The 15,123-nt window shown below is 74.6% G+C and carries 14 protein-coding genes; 10 read left to right on the plus strand and 4 right to left on the minus strand.

Annotated elements, in window-relative coordinates; all coding sequences use genetic code 11:
- Window positions 1-426 precede the first annotated feature (426 nt).
- Window positions 427-1,710, plus strand: coding sequence for an LCP family protein (locus tag PSED_RS19350; RefSeq protein ID WP_013675934.1), 1,284 nt, complete (start codon window positions 427-429; stop codon window positions 1,708-1,710).
- A 38-nt stretch (window positions 1,711-1,748) separates the two neighbouring features.
- On the opposite strand, the gene PSED_RS19355 is transcribed toward PSED_RS19350, so the two are convergent.
- Entirely contained in the window at window positions 1,749-1,931 is a 183-nt protein-coding gene (locus PSED_RS19355; RefSeq protein WP_013675935.1) for a hypothetical protein, read from the minus strand.
- A gap of 164 nt (window positions 1,932-2,095) precedes the next feature.
- On the opposite strand from PSED_RS19355, the gene PSED_RS19360 reads away from it, so the two are divergent.
- Complete coding sequence (locus tag PSED_RS19360) at window positions 2,096-4,201, plus strand: S9 family peptidase (protein ID WP_013675936.1); 2,106 nt, start codon at window positions 2,096-2,098, stop codon at window positions 4,199-4,201.
- 1 nt (window position 4,202) lies between these two features.
- Here the strand turns inward: PSED_RS19360 and PSED_RS19365 are convergent, their stop codons facing one another.
- Window positions 4,203-5,681: an MFS transporter gene (locus PSED_RS19365; RefSeq protein WP_013675937.1), complete on the minus strand. Its 1,479-nt coding sequence runs from the start codon at window positions 5,679-5,681 to the stop codon at window positions 4,203-4,205.
- Between the two features lie 128 nt (window positions 5,682-5,809).
- Here PSED_RS19365 and PSED_RS19370 point away from each other — a divergent pair, with 128 nt between their 5' ends.
- The 6 genes from PSED_RS19370 to PSED_RS19395 all read left to right on the plus strand — a co-directional run bounded on the left by PSED_RS19370 (window position 5,810) and on the right by PSED_RS19395 (window position 11,739).
- The gene (locus tag PSED_RS19370) at window positions 5,810-6,184 is read left to right on the plus strand and encodes an FKBP-type peptidyl-prolyl cis-trans isomerase (protein ID WP_041761686.1); all 375 of its coding nucleotides are present in this window, start codon (window positions 5,810-5,812) and stop codon (window positions 6,182-6,184) included.
- A gap of 14 nt (window positions 6,185-6,198) precedes the next feature.
- Window positions 6,199-6,717, plus strand: coding sequence for a metallophosphoesterase family protein (locus tag PSED_RS19375; RefSeq protein WP_013675939.1), 519 nt, complete (start codon window positions 6,199-6,201; stop codon window positions 6,715-6,717).
- 77 nt (window positions 6,718-6,794) lie between these two features.
- Complete coding sequence (locus tag PSED_RS19380) at window positions 6,795-7,085, plus strand: antibiotic biosynthesis monooxygenase family protein (RefSeq protein ID WP_013675940.1); 291 nt, start codon at window positions 6,795-6,797, stop codon at window positions 7,083-7,085.
- Between the two features lie 85 nt (window positions 7,086-7,170).
- Window positions 7,171-10,122, plus strand: a complete 2,952-nt coding sequence (locus tag PSED_RS19385) for an alpha/beta fold hydrolase (protein ID WP_049803449.1) — start codon at window positions 7,171-7,173, stop codon at window positions 10,120-10,122.
- The gene (locus PSED_RS19390; protein ID WP_013675942.1) at window positions 10,119-11,150 is read left to right on the plus strand and encodes an ABC transporter permease; all 1,032 of its coding nucleotides are present in this window, start codon (window positions 10,119-10,121) and stop codon (window positions 11,148-11,150) included. The genes PSED_RS19385 and PSED_RS19390 overlap by 4 nt, the downstream gene beginning before the upstream one ends.
- Window positions 11,151-11,286: 136 nt before the next feature.
- Complete coding sequence (locus PSED_RS19395; protein ID WP_013675943.1) at window positions 11,287-11,739, plus strand: DUF6918 family protein; 453 nt, start codon at window positions 11,287-11,289, stop codon at window positions 11,737-11,739.
- 149 nt (window positions 11,740-11,888) lie between these two features.
- Here the strand turns inward: PSED_RS19395 and PSED_RS19400 are convergent, their stop codons facing one another.
- Entirely contained in the window at window positions 11,889-12,812 is a 924-nt protein-coding gene (locus PSED_RS19400; RefSeq protein ID WP_013675944.1) for an EamA family transporter, read from the minus strand.
- A gap of 71 nt (window positions 12,813-12,883) precedes the next feature.
- Here PSED_RS19400 and PSED_RS19405 point away from each other — a divergent pair, with 71 nt between their 5' ends.
- A complete protein-coding gene (locus tag PSED_RS19405; protein WP_013675945.1) occupies window positions 12,884-13,798 on the plus strand; it encodes a LysR family transcriptional regulator in 915 nt (304 codons plus the stop codon).
- 72 nt (window positions 13,799-13,870) lie between these two features.
- Here PSED_RS19405 and PSED_RS19410 read toward each other — a convergent pair whose 3' ends face one another.
- Window positions 13,871-14,449 (minus strand): TetR/AcrR family transcriptional regulator, encoded by a 579-nt coding sequence (locus PSED_RS19410; RefSeq protein WP_013675946.1) that lies wholly within the window; start codon window positions 14,447-14,449, stop codon window positions 13,871-13,873.
- 87 nt (window positions 14,450-14,536) lie between these two features.
- Here PSED_RS19410 and PSED_RS19415 point away from each other — a divergent pair, with 87 nt between their 5' ends.
- Entirely contained in the window at window positions 14,537-14,980 is a 444-nt protein-coding gene (locus tag PSED_RS19415) for a DoxX family protein (RefSeq protein WP_013675947.1), read from the plus strand.
- Window positions 14,981-15,123: the final 143 nt, after the last annotated feature.

A 15,123-nucleotide genomic window follows, 5' to 3' on the forward strand; every position in this document is an offset into this window, starting at 1 on the left:
TGTTCACCATCCTGCGCCGGGTCGCCACGGCGTACCTGCTACTGCTGGCGATCAAGACGCCGTGGTCGGCGTGGCGCGGCGGCCGCACGCCGACGGGGGCGGTCCCGAGACGGCCGGGTTCCGGGTTCCGGGTTCCGCCGGTTCCGCGTGGGCTTCCTGTCCACTGTGTGGCGCACGCCGCCGAGTAGCCCCCGGCCGCCGAGAGCGCGCGGTGGCACAGCCGCACCGGATGCTCGCGCGCAGAGATCGACGGTTGACCCTGCGTGATCGACGGTGCCGTACGTCACGTCCACTCGCCCGTTCGAACATGCGGACCCGGGCGCCGCATCCATAGAGTGTCCACATCGACCGCGCGACGCCCCCGTTCAGCGTCGCCGCGTCGGGACACGTCGGGGTCTCGGACACGTGGCGAGGGGCAGGATTCGGGTGCGGCGGGCAGGCGGCGCGCGGCGACGGTGGGGACTGGCCGGCAAGGTGCTGGTCACGGTGGTCTCCGTCGTCGTACTGACGGCGGCGGGGTACGGCTGGTCGACGTTCCGCGCGCTCGCGGGCTCGATCGTCACCAGCGACGTGCTCTCGGACGGCACCACGGCGAGCGGGAGCCCGTCCCGGACGATCACGGCCCTGCTCGTCGGCGTCGACAGCCGGACCGACGCGCAGGGCCGCCCGCTGCCGCAGGACGTCCTCGACCGGATGCACGCGGGCCCGGACGACGGCCAGCTCAACACGGACACGATCATGCTGCTGCGCATCCCGGCAGACCCGGCGAAGCCCGTCGTCGCGGTGTCGTTCCCGCGCGACTCCTACGTGAAGCTCGCCGGCGACTACGGCACCCACAAGATCAACTCGGCGTACGGCCGGGCGGTCACCGACGCCAAGCGGACCCTGGAGGCCCAGGGGGTCACCGGCGCCGCCCTGCAGCGCCAGGCCCAGGAGGCCGGTCGCAAGGAGCTCGTCGCGACGGTCTCGCAGCTCACCGGCATCGTCGTCGACCACTACGCCGAGATCAACCTGGCCGGCTTCGTCGAGCTCACCGACGCCATCGGCGGCGTCCCGGTGTGTCTCACCGAACCCGTCGACGACGCGCGCTACTCCGGCGCCGTGCTGCCCGCCGGCCCGCAGACCCTCGACGGCGCGGAGGCACTGGCGTTCGTCCGCCAGCGTCACGGGCTGGCCGCGGGCGACCTCGACCGGATCACCCGTCAGCAGGCCTACATGGCCGGCCTGGCCCACACCCTGCTCGGCGGCGGGCGGCTGGCCGACCCCGCGACCGTGCAGCGGCTGCTGGGCATCGTCGGCCGCTACGTCGTGCTCGACCAGGGCTGGGACCTCGACCAGCTCGTCGACCAGGTGCGTCGGGTGTCGGCGTCGAACGTCGAGTTCCACACGATCCCGACGGTGCGCTCCGACCTCTACACCCCGGGCGACGGCGTCGCCGTGCAGATCGATCCCGCGACGGTCCGCTCGTTCGTCCGCTCCACCCTCGACGGCCTGCCCGTGCCGCCGACGACCGGCACGTCCGCCGGCGCCACCCCGTCGACCGCCACGCCGACCGCCACGTCGACCGCCACGCCGTCGACAGCACGGACGACCACCCCGACCGGCCCGGCCATGACGACCCGGGCCCCGACCACCGGGGCCCCCACCACGGGCGCACCCACCACGACCGTCCGGCCGATCACCGGCGCGACGGTGCCCTGCGTGAGCTGAGGGGCCGGCCCGGTCGCTCCCGGGGCGGTCGGCGCGGGTCAGTCGCCGCAGGCGATGCGGTCCGCCCACCGACGGATCTCCTCCGCCGACCAGCCGGCGACCTCGCGGAGCTGCTCGACGATCGCCACCTCCACGGCGGCGTGCACCGCCGCGGGCGACACCTCCGGGTCCACCGACCGGGCCGCGGCGAGGGACCGCCCGGACAGGTACAGGTTGATCATCGATGACCACTCCCCTCGATCGGGAACCTGCTACCCACTGCACACCCGCCAACGCTGTGACGGCCGTCACGACACGCACCCACCCGGGGGAGGCCGCCCAACGGTCGGCGGCGTGGGGGTGGCGGCACGGTGCCGTCGGCGAGCGGGCGGCAGACTGACCCACCGTGACCGACAGCTTCCCCCGCAGGCAGGCCCGCACCCGGCGGTTCACGCTCGGCGCCCCGCGCGGCGCCGTGGTGTCCCCCGACGGCGGGCGGGTGGCCTTCCTTCGCAGCCGCGGCGGCACCGACCCCGTCACCTGTCTGTGGAGCCTCGACCTGGACAGCGGCGAGGAGCGGCTGGTCGCCGACCCCCGCGCACTCGAGGCCGCGGGCAACGAGGAGGATCTGCCGCCGCAGGAGCGGGCGCGGCGGGAGCGGCTGCGCGAGCAGGCGGGCGGCATCGTCGCCTACGCCACCGACCGGCCGGTGACGATGGCGGCGTTCGCGCTGTCGGGCAGGCTCTACGTCGCCGAGTTCGCGTCGGGCCTGTCGCCCAGGCTGATCGACACCCCGCCGGGCGTCGTCGACCCGCGGCCCGACCCGCAGGGCAGGCGAGTGGCGTTCGTCGCCGGCGGGGCGCTGTACGTGCACGATCTCGTGCCCCGACTCACGTCGCTGCTCGTCCGCCCGGACGACGAGGACGCGACGTGGGGCCTCGCCGACTTCGTGGCCGCCGAGGAGATGGGCCGCATGCGCGGCTTCTGGTGGGCCCCCGACGGGGAGCGCCTGCTCGCCGCCCGCGTCGACGACGCGCCCGTCACGCGCTGGCACATCGCGGACCCCGCGAACCCCGACCGCGAGCCCGTCCCCGTCGCCTACCCGGCCGCGGGCACCGCGAACGCCGAGGTCACCCTGCACCTGGTCGCGCTCGACGGCCTCCGGGTGCCCGTCACCTGGGACGCGGCGACCTACGAGTACGTCGTGGACGTGTCGTGGACCAGCCACGACCTGCTGCTGACGGTGCAGTCGCGCGACCAGCGCGCGCTGCGGGTGCTGCGGGTCGACACCGGGACCGGCGCGACGTCGGAGGTCGCGGCGATCGACGACGAGGACTGGGTCGACATCGTCCCCGGAGTCCCGACGTACCTGGGCGACGCCCTCGTCACGGCGGGCGTCGCCGACGGCGCGAACCGGCTGTGCGTCGGCGGCGAGCCGGTCACTCCGAAGTCGCTGCAGGTCAGGGCCCTCCTCGACGTCGACGGCGACACGATGCTGTTCAGCGCGTTCGACGAGGACCCGACCGCGACCCGGTTGTGGACGTGGTCGCGCGCCGACGGGGTCAGGGCCGTGACGCCGGAGCGCGGCGTCCACACCGGGCGTCTCGTCGGCGGCACCCTGCTGGTCAGCCGCGCGAGCCTGGACTCGGAGGGCACCACGACGACGGCGACGCTGCCGACCGGCGCGACGCGCACGATCACGTCGTTCGCCGACCCGGCCGGGCTCGACCCGCGGCTGGAGATCACGACGGCGGGCGCCCGCGGCCTCTCGACGGCCCTGCTGCTGCCGTCGTGGTGGGAGCCGGGAACTCCGCTCCCGGTGCTGATGGACCCCTACGGCGGGCCGCACGCGCAGCGCGTCGTCGCGGCGCGCAACGCGCATCTGACCAGCCAGTGGTTCGCCGAGCAGGGGTTCGCGGTCGTCGTCGTCGACGGGCGCGGCACCCCGGGCCGCGGCCCGGCGTTCGAGCGGGCCGTGCACGGCGATCTCGCCCAGCCGGTCCTCGACGACCAGGTCGAGGCCCTGCAGGACCTCGCGACGCGCCACCCGGACCTCGACCTCGACCGCGTCGGCATCCGGGGATGGTCGTTCGGCGGGTACCTCGCCGCGCTGGCCGTGCTGCGCCGACCCGACGTCTTCCACGCCGCCGTCGCGGGCGCGCCCGTCACCGACTGGGCGCTGTACGACACCCACTACACCGAGCGCTACCTCGGCACGCCCGACGGCAACCCGGACGCCTACGCCCGCTCGTCGCTGTTCGCCGACGCCGCGGCGGCCCGCACGCCGCACCGGCCGTTGCTGCTGGTCCACGGCCTGGCCGACGACAACGTCGTCGCCGCGCACACGCTGCGGCTGTCGTCGGCGCTGCTGGCGGCGGGGCGCCCGCACAGCGTGCTGCCGCTGTCGGGGGTCACGCACATGACGCCGCAGGAGGTCGTCGCGGAGAACCTGCTGCTCCTGCAGGTGGAGTTCCTGCGCGACGCGCTGGGGGTGCCCGCGCCGCCCGTGTGAGCTACTGGTGCTGGTGTGCGGCCTCGGGGAGGCCCTCGGACACCGCACGTCGCCCCGCCCGCAGCTCGGCGACCGCGATCGCCAACGCGACCAGCACCATGACGACGGCCGTCCCGAGCGCGACCCCGACCGCGCCCCGCAGCCGGGTCGGGTCCTGCCCGCGCACGGCGTAGAAGATGCCCGTGAGCGCGGCGGTGCCGATCGCGGCGCCGATGCGCTGCCCGGTCTGCAGCGCGCCGCCCGCCGAGCCGGCCATCCGGACCGGGACACAGCGCAGTGTCATCGTCACGTTCGGGGAGATGACGAGCCCGCCCCCGATCCCGCCGAGCAGCATCGACGGGATGATGACGAACCCCGCCACGTGCGCCGGCACCGTCGTGAGCAGGATGGTCGTGATCGCGAGCCCCGTCGCGACCGTGAGCAGCCCCGCGACGGTGAGCCGCCTGCCGAAGCGCTCCACGACCCGCCCCGCGAGCACGGCGGAGAACGCGGAGCCGACGGCGAAGGGTGTCACCGCGAGCCCCGACTGCAGCGGGGTGTAGCCCAGCCCGGTCTGGAAGAACAGCGCGAACACCAGCCAGATCCCGCTGAACCCCACGAAGTAGACGAGTCCCAGCCCGGCGCCCGACGCGTAGCCCGGGGTGTCCGACAGCAGCCGCAGGTCGATCAGCGGCGGCCGCTCGCGGCGCAGCTCGCGCCGTTCCCAGATCACGAACACGGTGCCCAGGGCGGCCCCGACCGGGAACAGCCACCACAGCCGGGCCACCCCGCCCGACCCGGCCTCCACGAGCGGCAGCAGCACCGCCAGCACCGCTCCGCCGAGCAGCAGCACGCCGACGTGGTCGATGTGCTGGCGGCGCCCGCGCGACGGGGTCGGCGGGATGAGCCGGGCGGCGAGGACGAGCGCCACGATCCCGATGGGCACGTTGACGTAGAAGATCCAGCGCCAGCCGGTCTGCTCGCCCGCCAGCGCCAGGATGATCCCGCCGACGATCGGCCCGACGGCCGTCGAGATGCCGACCGTCGCGCCGAAGAAGCCGAACGCGCGACCGCGTTCGCCGTCCCGGAACAGGTCCTGGATGAGCCCGGAGTTCTGCGGTGCCAGCGCGCCTGCCGCGAGTCCCTGCGCGAGCCGCGCGACCACCAGCAGGAGCGGTGTCGGCGCGGCCCCGGCCAGCGCGCTGCACAGCACGAACCCCGTCAGCGCGATCAGGAACATGCGACGCCTGCCGTAGGCGTCGCCCAGCCTGCCCGCGGGGACGAGCGCGAGGCCGAACGCGAGGGCGTAGCCGGACACGACCCACTGCACCTGCGCCGGGCTCGTGCCCAGACCGTGCTGCATCGACGGCAGCGCGACCGACACGATGCTGACGTCGAGCAGACCCATGAAGCCGGCGACGAGCGTGACGGTCAGTGCGCGCCAGCGCTTCGGGTCGGGTTCGTAGGACTGCCCGTCGCTGTCGGGACCGGGCTGCGACACGGCCCCAGTCTGTGCCGCACGAACGCGTGACGCGACCGCAGGGCTGCGCGCCCGCGCCGTCTGGCAGGGTGGTGGGCCGCACGGCACCGGTCCGGCCGGTGCTCCTCGTGACCGAGAAGGAGTTCCTCGTGACGCTGCAGAAGCCCGAGGTCGAGCCGATCGACGGCGACGCCCCCACCGACCTGCGGGTCACCGACATCACGGTCGGCGACGGTGCCGAGGCCAAGGCGGGTTCGTTCGTCAGCGTGCACTACGTCGGGGTCGCCCACTCCACCGGCGAGCAGTTCGACGCCTCCTGGGACCGCCGCATGCCGCTGGACTTCCCGCTGGGCGAGGGCCGCGTCATCGCCGGCTGGGACCAGGGCGTGCAGGGGATGAAGGTGGGCGGTCGCCGGCGGCTCGAGATCCCGCCGCACATGGGCTACGGCGACGCCGGCGCCGGTGGCGTCATCAAGGGCGGCGAGACGCTGATCTTCGTCGTCGACCTGCTGGGCGTGCACTGAGCGTCGACGGCCCGATCCGGCTGCTGATCGTCAGCGACACCCACGTCCCGGGCCGCGGGCGGGAGCTGCCCGCCGCGGTCCTGGCGGCGGTCGGGGAGGCCGACGTCGTGATCCACGCGGGCGACTGGGTCGGCGTGGAGGTGCTCGACGAGCTCGCGGCGCGCGCCGCGCGGCTCGTCGGCGTCCACGGCAACAACGACGGCCCCGCCCTGCGCGCCCGGCTGCCGGAGGTCGCCCGCGTCGAGCTCGGCGGCGTGCGGCTGGCCGTCGTCCACGAGACGGGCCAGGCGGCCGGCCGCGAACGGCGGATGGACCGGCTGTTCCCCGACACCGACGTGCTCGTCTTCGGGCACAGCCACATCCCGTGGGACTCGACGACGCCCGCCGGGATGCGGCTGCTCAACCCCGGCTCGCCGACCGACCGCAGGCGGCAGCCGACCCACACCTGGATGACCGCGACGATCGACGACGGGCGGCTCGGCGACGTCGTGCTGCACCACCTCGAGGGCACCTCCGGGACGACCCGGACGTGACGGGGCCCACAGACGTTCGGCGATTGGGTCGTCACAGGACGTGACCGGCGCCCCGCCGATGGGCGAGGATGATCGCCATGGTGCTCGAGATCGCCGACTTCGACATCCGCCCCGGGACCGAGGAGCAGTTCGCCGCTGCCTACCTCGAGGCCCGGGAGCTGATCGCGGCAACACCGGGGTTCGTGTCCGCGCGGATGACGCGCAGCATCGAGTCGCCCAGTCGTTTCGTGCTGCTGGTCGAGTGGCAGAGCGTCGAGGCGCACACCGTCGGCTTCCGCGAGTCCGAGCGGTTCCCGCGCTGGCGAGAGCTCATCGGCCCGTTCTTCGCGGGCGACCCGAAGGTCGAGCACGCCCAGGACGTGCGCTGACCGGCGCCCCCGGCACCGGCCGGCACTGAGAGAGCGCTGAGGACCACTCACCGGTACCCGACACCGGACCGCATAACGTCGTCGTGTGTCCCGACCCCTCCGGAGCGCACGCCTGCGTGCGCTCGTTGCCGTCGTGGTCGTCGTGGTGGTCGGTGCGGTCGTCGCACTGGTCACCGCCGGCCGTGGCAACGCGGCCAGCTCGGACGTCCGCACCGTCGAACAACGCATCGAGGTGAGCGGGGGTCCCGGCGTCGCGGCGCCCGTCGGTCTGGACACGACCCTGTACCTGCCCGCGCGCACGCCCGCCCCCGCGGTGCTCGTGGCGCACGGGTTCGGCGGCAGCAAGGCGTCGGTCGACGCCGACGCCCGTGATCTCGCCGCCCGTGGCTATGTCGTCCTGACCTGGTCGGCGCGGGGGTTCGGGGCCAGCGGCGGCCAGATCGCGCTCGACTCACCCGACTACGAGGTCGCCGACGCCCGGCGGCTCGTCGACTGGCTCGCGCAGCGTCCCGAGGTGCTGCTCGACGGGCCGGGAGACCCCCGCGTCGGCGTCACCGGCGGGTCCTACGGCGGCGCCCTGTCGCTGCTGCTCGCGGGCTACGACAAGCGCATCGACGCCATCGCGCCCGTCATCACCTACAACGACCTGGGTCAAGCACTCTTCCCCGACGCCGCGGGCGGGACCCCGCCGCCTGCCGACACGCCCGCGGCGCGCACGTTCGGCGACGACGGCGTCTTCAAACGCGGCTGGGCCGGGATCTTCTTCTCCGCGGGCGCGAGCCCGGCCGGGGCCGCGGGCTCGCAGGCGGCGTCGGTGCTGGGCGGGGGGAACACGGGCTCGAGCGACCAGGGCTCGTCGGGTCAGGGCTCAGGGAGTCAGGGCTCAGGGGGCCAGGGCTCCTCGCGTGAGGATGCTCCGGGCCAGGGTGGCGCGGGCGCGGTCCAGGGCACGGCCGCGCCCGGCGTCGCGTCCGCCGCTCCGGACGGGACGCCGCTGACCTGCGGGCGGTTCACCGCGCAGGTGTGCGCCGCCTACACCGAGGCCGCGACGACCGGCCGCATCTCCCCCGCGACGGCCCAGCTGCTGTACCGCTCCTCGCCCGCCTCGGTCACCGACCGCATCACCGCCCCGACGCTGCTCGTCCAGGGCGAGCAGGACACGCTCTTCGGTCTGGACCAGGCCGACGCCAACGCCCGCCAGATCGCCGCGGCGGGCGGCACGGTCCGCGTCGTCTGGTACGCGGGCGGGCACGACGGCGGCGCCCCGGGCCAGTCCGTGCGCGACGACATCGCGCAGTGGTTCGACCACTACCTGATGCGCAGCGGGCCCGCCCCGACCTCGGGCTTCGCCTACGCCGTGCAGAGCGGCATCCGCGCAGGCAGCACGACGCCCACCGGCCGCACGATCGTCGCCGACACCTACCCCGGGCTGGCGGGCAACCCGCCGGTGGCCGCGCAGCACCTGCCGCTGCGCGGGTCGCCGCAGGACGTCGTGAACCCGGCCGGGGGCAACCCGGCGGCGATCACGTCGCTGCCCGGGCTCGGCGGCTCGATCGGCAGCCTCGCCGGCAGGCTCTCGGCGTTCACCGCGAACCTGCCGGGCCAGTCGGCCGAGTTCCGCAGCGACCCGCTCGCCGCGCCCACGACCCTCGCCGGGTCGTCGCGCGTCACGGTCACGGTGTCGCGGGAACCGGGGCAGCCTGCGGGGGACGAGGCGGTGCTGTTCGGGCGGATCTCGACGCTGTCCCCCGACGGCAGGCGGGTGCTGCTCGGCTCGTCGGTCGCGCCCATGCGGGTCCCCGTGCCCGCCGACGGCTCGCCCGCGACGGTGACGCTCACCCTGCCCGCCGTCGTCGCTCCGCTGCAGGCGGGCGACCGGCTCGTGGTCGGCGTCAGCACCACCGACCAGGCCTACGCCCCGGCGAACGACCCCGCGGTGTGGCGGATCGGGCTCGGCGCCGACCCCACCGTCAGCGTGCCGTCCGTCCCCGGCCGCGCCGTCACCGAGAACACCGTCCCGTTCGGCTACCTCGTCGGCATCGGCGTGATCCTCGCCGGCGCACTGCTAGCATGGCTGGTCGCGCGGTGGCGGCGGCGCCGGCTGCTCGCGCCCGCCCCGGACCCCGACGCACCGCCGCTGGAGATCCGCGGCCTCGCCAAGACCTACCGCGGCGGGTTCACCGCAGTCCGCGACGTGTCGTTCGACGTGAAGCCCGGCATGGTGCTCGGGCTGCTGGGTCCCAACGGGGCCGGGAAGACGACCGTCCTGCGCATGCTGATGGGCCTGATCCGGCCGTCGGCGGGCACGATGCGCGCGTTCGGCGAGCCGATCGGCCCGGGTGCGCCCGTGCTGGCCCGGATCGGCGCCTTCGTCGAGGGGCCCGGGTTCCTGCCGCACCTGTCGGGTGCGGACAACCTGCGGCTCTACTGGGCCGCGACGGGCCGCCCGCCCGCGGACGCGCACGTCGAGGAGGCCCTCGCCATCGCCGGGCTCGGCTCGTCGGTCGACCGCCGCGTCGGCGCCTACAGCCAGGGCATGCGGCAGCGCCTGGCGATCGCCCAGGCGATGCTCGGGCTGCCGGAGCTGCTGCTGCTCGACGAGCCCACCAACGGGCTCGACCCGCCCCAGATCCACGCGATGCGCGAGGTCCTGCGCCGGTACGCCGCCGACGGCCGCACCGTCCTCGTGTCCAGCCACCTGCTGGCCGAGGTCGAGCAGACCTGCACGCACGTCGTCGTCATGCACAAGGGACTCGTCGTGGCCGACGGCACCGTCGCCGACATCATCGCGGGCGGCGGGGCGGCCAGCTTCACCGTCGACGAGCCCGACCGGGCCGCCGCGGTGCTGGGCGGGCTGGCCGGGGTGCGCGAGGTCGCCGTCGACGGGACGCTCGTGCACGCCGAGCTGAACGGCACCCCGCGGGCCGAGGCGGTGCAGGCGCTGGTCACGGCCGGGGTGGGCGTGCAGTCCGCCGGACCGCGGCGCCGGCTCGAGGACGCCTTCCTGCAGCTCGTCGGAGAGGACGCGACCCCGTGAGCGACCCGGTGAACACCCCCGACCCGGCCGGTCCCGGCACCCCCCCGACGCGGGCCGGCGCAGTCGACACCGCCGGACGTCCGACGCGGACCGGCGCAGTCGACACCGCCGGACGTCCGACGCGGGCCGGCGCAGTCGACACCGCCGAGGCGTCCACGCACCGCGGCCGCGTCGCCGGGTTCGAGGCCCCCGTGCCGACCGAGCCCTACGACGTCCGCCGGACGATGCCGATCCGCGTCGAGCTGACCCGCCAGCTGCGGCGCCGCCGCACGCAGGTCGCGTTCGCGCTCGTCGTGCTCCTGCCGATCATCCTGTGGATCGCGTTCAGCCTGGCCGCCGACGGCCCGCCCGGCGCGTCGGTCAACCTCGTCGACCTCGCGAAGGACGGCGCCGCGAACTTCGCCGTGTTCGCGCTGTTCGCGTCGGCGAGCTTCCTGCTCGTCGTCGTGGTGGCGCTGTTCTTCGGCGACACGGTGGCGTCGGAGGCCAGTTGGTCGAGCCTGCGCTACCTGCTGGCCGCACCGATCCCCCGGGCCCGGCTGTTGCGGCAGAAGGCGATCGTCGCCGGGATGCTCTCGCTCGGCGCACTGCTGCTGTTGCCGGTCGTGTCGCTCGTCGTCGGCGCGCTGGCCTACGGCACCGGCGACCTCGTCGCACCCACCGGGGAGTCGCTCGAGTTCTGGACCGCGGTCGGGCGGGTCCTGCTGGGCGCGCTCTACCTGGCGCTCAGCATGAGCTGGGTCGCCGCGCTCGCGCTGCTGCTCTCCGTGAGCACCGACGCGCCGCTGGGCGCCGTCGGCGGCGCCGTCATGACATCGATCGTCTCGCAGATCCTCGACCAGATCACCGCGCTGGAGAACCTGCGCGACTACCTGCCGACGCACTACGTCAACGCCTGGTCCGACCTGCTCGCCGGCCAGGTCGACTGGGGCGACATGACGCGCGGGGTGTTCTCCTCGCTCTGCTTCGCCGCGGTGTTCGGTGCGCTCGCGGTGTGGCGCTTCCAGCGCAAGGACATCACCAGCTGAGGGTCATCCCTCCGGGCGACCACCCTCCGAGTTTCAGGCGCTAGTTGATCTTGTAGTAGCGTCCCCGCGTCGAGATCGCGACGCCCCGACGGCGCGGTCCGATACCCCCGAGAATGACCGAAAGGACCGTCAGGCCGTGGCCCAGACGCTTGAAGAGATCCTGCTGAACCCCGCCCGCCGTCCCGCGGTGATCAACGACCTGCAGCTGCTGGTCGACGCCGAGGTTTCCGACAAGAACGGCGTGTCCGGCGCGGTCATCAAGACCGGTTACACCGCGGTGAAGAAGATCAAGCCCGGCATCGTCGAGTCGGCGATGAACCGCATGCTCCCCGAGTTCGCCGACGCCCTCGAGCCGTTCTACGGCGAGTACCGGGCGACCGGTGGCAACGACTTCGGCGCCTTCCTCACCGCCCGCTCCGACGCGGCGGCCGACGCTCTTCTGGGTGTCACCGACGAGCGTGCCCAGGTCACGAGCAGCGACGCGGCCAAGAAGGTCTACGCGAAGCTGCGTCCGAACGGCAAGAAGAACGTCGAGGAGGCCCTGCCCCGCCTCGGCCAGCTGATCGACCGGTACGCATCCGGCGCCTGACCCGACCCGCGCCCGGCCGGAGGGCGGCGACCCTGCAGGGGTCGCCGCCCTCCGTCGTTCCCGCCCTCCCGTCGTCCCTGCCCTCCCGTCGTCCTCGTCGCGTCGCCCCCGGCCCCGTCCCGGCGGCGCGAGCGTCCGTGTCGCGCGGCTCAGTTGCGCGACAGCGCCGTCCGCCCGCGTGCGGGCTGCGGGACCGTTCCGTCCGACGGGCGCGGGCGCGCCGAGCCGAGCAGCACCCCGGCGACGACGACCACCCCCGCGACGAGCTCCACGATCCCGGGCCGCTCCCCCAGCAGGAGCGCCGCCGACGAGATGCCGACCACCGGGACCAGCATCGAGTAGGGCGCCACGACGCCCGCCGGGTACCGGCGCAGCAGGACCGTCCAGATCCCGGAGCCGACGACGGTGGCGACCAGCGCGAGATAGCCGATCGCGCCGATCCCCGCCCAGCCCGACGGTGTGAACGACGTCCGCAGCGCGGCGAGGTCGGCAGCCGGGCCCTCCACGAGCAGCGACAGCGCCAGGAGCGGCACCGGCGGGACGACGCACATCCACAACGTCAGGTGCATCGGCTCGGGCGGCGCCGCGAGGCGGCTCGAGAGGTTGCCGAACGCCCACCCCAAGGCGCCGAGCAACGTCAGCACGACGGGCAGCAGCGCGGCGGACTGCGCCTGCGCCACCGCGATCGCCACCAGGCCCACGAGGGCGGCCACGATGCCGATCACCTGTCGCCGGCTCGGCCGCTCCCGCAGCAGCAGCACGGCGAGCACGACCGTCAAGGGGCCCGACGCCTGCAGCACCAGCGACGCGAGCCCCGTCGGCATCCCGACGTCCATCGCGACGAACAAGAACACGAACTGCAGCGTCCCGAACCCGATGCCGTAGCCCAGCAACCAGCGCAGCGGCACGGCCGGGCGCGGCACGAAGAGCACCGTCGGCAGCGCGATGACGGCGAACCGCAGGCAGGCCAGGAGCAGCGGCGGGAAGTGCCCCAGTCCGATGTGGATGGCCAGGAAGTTCACGCCCCAGATGACGGCGACGAGCACGGCGAGCAGACGGTCGCGGGGAGTCACCCGTCCACCGTCACCCGGCGAATCAGGGAAGTCGATCGAAAAGAACTGAACAGATCGTTCAGAATTGCTTCATGGACGTCCAGCGCCTGCGTGTCCTCCGCGAGCTCGCCGACCGCGGCAGCGTCACGGCGGTCGCCGCCGCCCTGTCCTACACGCCGTCGGCGATATCGCAGCAGCTCAAGGCACTCGCCGAGGAGATCGGCAGCCCGGTGACCGAGCCGGCGGGCCGGGGGTTGCGGCTCACCGAGGCGGGTCTCGTGCTCGTCGAGCGCGCGGAGGAGGTGCTGGCGGCGATGGCGCGGGCACAGGCGGCGGTCGACGCGCTGCACTCCGAGCCTGCGGGGGCGGTCTCGCTGACGTTCTTCCCGTCCGGGGCGCGGATGCTCCTGCCGGGCCTGCTGCGGCGCTTCGCCGACGGCCCGATCCGGATCCGGGCCGACGTCGCCGACCCGCCCCCGGGCGACGTGCCCGCCCTCACCGCGGGTGTGGACGTCGTCGTCAGCCACCACGACGAGCTCAACCCGCCGCCGACCCGCGACGCCCGGCGGTGGGTGAGCGTGCCCCTGATGCGCGAACCGCTCGACGTCGTCCTGCCGCCCGGGCACCGGCTGGCGCGCCGCCGCGGCCTGCGGCTGGCCGACCTCACCGGCGAGGACTGGATCAGCGTGAGCGTCGGCTGGCCGGTGGACGACGTGCTGCGCACCATCGCCCTGAGGACCGGGGTGCAGCCGCGCGTCGTCCACCGCATCAACGACTTCGCCGTCACCGAGGAGCTCGTCGCGGCCGGCCTGGGCATCGCCCTGCTGCCGCGGTACTCGACCGACGACCGCGGCGGCCGCAGGCTCGCCCGGCGTCCGCTGCGCGGGGTGCGTGCGGCGCGGACCGTCGAGGCCGTCGCCCGCGCGGCGACGGCCGCCCGCCCTGCCGTGGCCACCGTCCTCGACGCGCTGTGCGCCGAGGCCGCCGCGGTCGTCGCCCGCGGCTGACGACCGGCGCGCAACCACTGCCGTTCGAGCGGCGACCCGGCCCCCTCGGCGCGCCCGCGGATCGGCCGGGCGTCAGGCGTCGCGGAGCTGCGCCGTGACCGCACGCGCCACCGCGGCGACGTCCTCCCCCGGGCCCGGCACGACGAGCCCTTCCTGCATCAGCACCGCCAGCCCGTGGACGAGCGACCACGCCGCGAGCACCCGACCCCGGCCACCCGCCGACGCCGCGAGTCCACGGTCGCTCTCCGGGACGCCGGCCCCGGCGTAGAGCAGGGCGTTCGCCCGGTCGCGCGCGGCGAGGAGATCGGGATCCGCGTCGTCGAGGAGACCGGGTGTCCGCATGACCGCGAAGTGGGCGGGGTGCTCCGTCGCGAACAGGACGTAGCTCACGCCGAGCTCCGCGAACTCGGCGCCGGCCGCGCGCGTGTCCTCGAGGCGAGCGGCGAGCAGCCCCCAGCCCTCGGCGGCGAGGGCGGTGAGCAGACCGCGCCTGTCGGTGAAGTGGTGTGCTGGTGCCGCGTGCGACACGCCGGCCCGGCGGGCGACCTCGCGCAGGCTCAACGCGGCCGGTCCGCGCTCCCCGACGAGCTGGGCGGATGCGTCGAGCAGCGCCCGGCGGAGGTTGCCGTGGTGGTACGGGCGATCGGTCACCTGCGCAGCCTAGCGGGAATCTAGGCATTGACAAGATGGCCGTCGACGCGCATCTTGTCAGTGTCAACATTCAGACGGAGGTTCCCGATGGCGTCCTTGATCACGCTCGTCGGCGCGTTCGCGGTACTGCGCGTACTCGGCCTGCTGGGGGTCGCCGCGCTCGACGGATGGCTGCCGGCGCTACGCGGAGCGCTCGCCGCGATGTTCCTGCTCACCGCGAGCGCGCACTTCCTGGCCCCGCGCCGCCACGAGCTCGTCGCGATGGTCCCGCCGGGGCTTCGGCGCCCCGGCCTGCTGGTGACGGTCACCGGCGTCCTGGAGATCGCCGGGGCCGCCGGGCTGGCCCTCCCGGCGACCCACCACCTCGCGGCCGGCTGCCTGGCCGTGCTGCTCGTCGCGATGTTCCCGGCCAACGTCCACGCCGCACGCACCGGCGGCTCGCTCGGCGGCCGATCCGTCACCCCGCTCGTGCCGCGCACCGCGATGCAGGTGCTCTACGTCGGCTGCTGCGCGGCCGTCGCCGCGTCCTGACCGGCCCGTCCTGGCCGACCCGACTGTCCCGACCGACCCGACCCGCCTCAGCCAGACCCGGCGACGCACTGAACCGCACCGACCTGCCACCGCGGGACTCGCGACCACGACCGAACGACCGCGGGCGAGCGACCGCGACCGGC

It is taken from the genome of Pseudonocardia benzenivorans CB1190 (assembly GCF_000196675.2).
In the GTDB taxonomy this organism is placed as follows: domain Bacteria; phylum Actinomycetota; class Actinomycetes; order Mycobacteriales; family Pseudonocardiaceae; genus Pseudonocardia; species Pseudonocardia benzenivorans.

Excerpts from the sequence above, each read along its gene's own strand:
- PSED_RS19415 (WP_013675947.1), top strand. The coding sequence starts at position 14,537 with ATGGCGTCCTTGATCACGCTCGTCGGCGCGTTCGCGGTACTGCGCGTA.
- PSED_RS19355 (WP_013675935.1), bottom strand. The coding sequence starts at position 1,931 with ATGATCAACCTGTACCTGTCCGGGCGGTCCCTCGCCGCGGCCCGGTCG.
- PSED_RS19405 (WP_013675945.1), top strand. The coding sequence starts at position 12,884 with ATGGACGTCCAGCGCCTGCGTGTCCTCCGCGAGCTCGCCGACCGCGGC.
- PSED_RS19380 (WP_013675940.1), top strand. The coding sequence starts at position 6,795 with ATGGTGCTCGAGATCGCCGACTTCGACATCCGCCCCGGGACCGAGGAG.